3 protein-coding genes are annotated in these 2,755 nt (G+C 70.3%); all 3 read right to left on the reverse strand.

The window, feature by feature from the left end; genetic code table 11:
* Positions 1–134 precede the first annotated feature (134 nt).
* Entirely contained in the window at positions 135–506 is a 372-nt protein-coding gene (locus tag ABSG20_RS34860; RefSeq protein WP_423868972.1) for a hypothetical protein, read from the reverse strand.
* A gap of 78 nt (positions 507–584) precedes the next feature.
* Positions 585–1,364: an IS21-like element helper ATPase IstB gene (istB, locus tag ABSG20_RS34865; RefSeq protein ID WP_423868973.1), complete on the reverse strand. Its 780-nt coding sequence runs from the start codon at positions 1,362–1,364 to the stop codon at positions 585–587.
* Positions 1,361–2,644 carry an IS21 family transposase gene (gene istA / locus ABSG20_RS34870; protein ID WP_423868974.1) on the reverse strand — a complete coding sequence of 428 codons (1,284 nt, stop codon included), beginning with the start codon at positions 2,642–2,644 and terminating at the stop codon, positions 1,361–1,363. Before istA ends, istB begins: the two co-directional genes overlap by 4 nt.
* Between the last annotated feature and the right edge of the window lie 111 nt (positions 2,645–2,755).

Below are 2,755 nucleotides of genomic sequence, written 5' to 3' on the forward strand. Positions count from 1 at the left end.
GGGAGATACGCCGCCGCGGTCCCGATGGCCTCACCACATGCGACTGGCGAACTCTCGTTCCTCTATATGTCAAGCGACATCCGGAATTGACCCCCTGGCGACACGAAGAACTGACCCCCTATCGTTTGCGGCCGTCATGCCCGTTCAGCCCGGCCGGCGAGCCGGCCGGGCTGAACGGGCATGACGGGTTTGCGAGGCCCGGGCCCCATCGCAGGCCCTGTCTGGTCGCGTCCATAGCCGCGCGGCGGCTGGATGGCGACGAGGTCCTCGAGGTCGAGATCGACAATGTCCTGCAGGGCTTCGCCCGTAGGGGTGTCGCGCAGCGCTTCGGGCAGCGCTTCGAGCCACTGCCCATACTCGCCCTGCAAAGCCACGATCTCGGCGACGGCGGCGCCCCACCGCTGCAAGCGCGTGCGGTCCCGAGGCCGCATCCTGGGGCGGGCCGCCGCAGGAGCCGGCGTGGCGTGGCGCGCGCGATAGCGCGCCTGGCGGTCGGCCCCGCTCATCGCCCTGTCCCCCTCGGGTCTGCGTCCCATCGGCGTCGATCCCTTGTATTTCGTCACGTAACGCTATCGCCGGCGCCGTCACGCCGCCGGCGCCGCCTGGCCGCCGAGCAGGCCGGCGCGGCGCTTCTCGCGCAGCCGGTAGCTGTCGCCGCGGATGGTCACCACCTGGCTGTGGTGCAGCAGACGATCCAGGATCGCCGTCGTCACCACCGGGTCGCCAAAAACCTTGTCCCATTCTCCCACCGAGCGGTTCGAAGTCAGCAGCAGGCTGCCGCGCTCGTAGCGGCGCGAGACCAACTGGAAGAACAGGTGGGCGGCGTCGGGTTCGAACGGCAGGTAGCCGAGTTCGTCGACGATCAACAGCTTCGGCTTGGCGTAGAAGCCCAGCCGCTCATCCAGCCGTCCCTCCGCATGGGCCTTGGCCAGACCGGCGACCAAGGCCGGCGCGCTGACGAACAGCACCGAATAACCCGCGCCGATCGCCGCCCGGCCCAGCCCGATCGCCAGATGCGTCTTGCCGACGCCAGGGGGCCCCAGCAGCAGCAGCGCCTCGCCATGCGCCACCCAGCGGCAGGCCGCCAGTTCGCGGATCTGACGGGCGTCGATCGACGGCTGGGCGGCGAAGTCGAAGCCGCTGAGATCGCGCGCACAGGGGAAGTGGGCGATCTTCCCCGCCATCTCGATCCGCCGTTCGTCCCGCCGCGCGATCTCGCGCTCGCACAGGAAGGCCAGCGTCTCGCGCAGGCTGAGGTCCTGCCGGGCCGCTTCGTCGAGCAGGCTGTCGAGCTGATCGCGAATGGCGGTCAGATGCAGCCGGGTCAGCCACCCCGTCAGCGTGGCCGGTTCGACCGGCCTCACCAGCCGCCTCCGGCGACCTGCTCATACTCGGCCAGCGGACGCAGCAGGGTCGGCGCAGCCTCGGCTGCCGGTTCTGCGGCGATCGGACGCGCCGTCCCGGCCACGCCGTGAAAATGCGCGGGATCGACGATCCGCTGCTTGCGTCCGGCCGTCTCGGCATGCGCCGCGATCTCCTGGCCGCCATGGCGAATCCGGATGCGGCCGTCGTCCACGCTGACCTCGACGCTCTGGCCGATCAACCGCCACGGCACGCTGTAGCTGTTGGCGTCCACCTCGACCATGCAGTCGGCCTGCACCTTGCGCACCAGTTCGCGCACCTGGCGGAACGGCGTGCGCCCGTCCAGCGGCTGCAACGCCGCGGCCTCGTCGCGCTCGAAGCGCAGCCGCGGCGTCTCCCCGGTGGCGCCGTGCTCGCGCACGTCCGCCACCTCGCGCATCCACCAGGCCAGATGCGCCTCCAGACCCGCCCAGCTCTCGAAGCGGTGACCCGCGATCGCATTGTGCTTGGCGTAACCGACCCCGCGTTCGTCCTTGCCCTTCGTGCGCGCCCGATACGGCGCGCAGGCGCGCGGCCGAAATCCCCAATGGCGGGCGAAGGCCTCGAACCGCGCGTTGAACTGCACCGCCCGCGTCGCCGCGTCGTGCCGCTCCACCAGCGCGCGGGCGTTGTCCAGCAACACCTCCTGCGGCACGCCGTCAAAGTGACGGAACGCGCCCTCCAGCCCGTCGAACCAGGCGGTTTGCCGCTCGTGGCGAAAGGCGCGCACATAGGGCCGACGCGAATAGCCGAGCGTCGCCACGAACAAATGGACCCGCACCGCTTCGCCGCCGACCGGGACGCGCCGCTCGCCAAAATCGATCTGCAACTGCTTGCCGGCCGGCGTCTCGAACCGCAGCGTCGCCCGCGCTTCGGCGCGCACGTCCTGGCGCAGCGGCGCCGCCGCCCGTTCCAGCGTCCGCAGCGACACCAAAAGCCCGTGCTCGCGCATCAGGTCCTGGCGCACCACGTCGCAGTTGCCCCGGTGCTGGCGAAACCGATCCGCCAGCCAGCCCTCGAGGCCCGCAAGCCGGCGCCGGCGCAACGGCCGACGGTAGCTCACCCAGCCGCCCGCCGAAAGGTAACGCCTCACCGTGTTGCGCGCGCAGCCGAACTCGGCCGCGATCCGCTTGCTTCCCCAACCCAGACGATGCAACTCGACCATCGCAGCGACCTCATCCGGCCTCAGCATCCCTTCCCCCCGCGGCTCCAAATCCCGCCGCGAGCTTTCTCTATTCGACATGATTCGCACCCTCCCTCTCCTCAGGGGGTCAGTTCCTCGTGTCGCAAGGGGGTCAGTTTTCCATGTCGCCCGACACCGGATCGCTTCTCGAGGCGAAACCGCAGCGTTCGT

This window comes from Bradyrhizobium sp., from assembly GCF_049512235.1.
Taxonomy (GTDB): domain Bacteria; phylum Pseudomonadota; class Alphaproteobacteria; order Rhizobiales; family Xanthobacteraceae; genus Bradyrhizobium.

Coding starts and splice junctions, on each gene's coding strand:
- ABSG20_RS34860 (WP_423868972.1), bottom strand. CDS start 506: ATGAGCGGGGCCGACCGCCAGGCGCGCTATCGCGCGCGCCACGCCACG.
- istA (WP_423868974.1), bottom strand. CDS start 2,644: ATGTCGAATAGAGAAAGCTCGCGGCGGGATTTGGAGCCGCGGGGGGAA.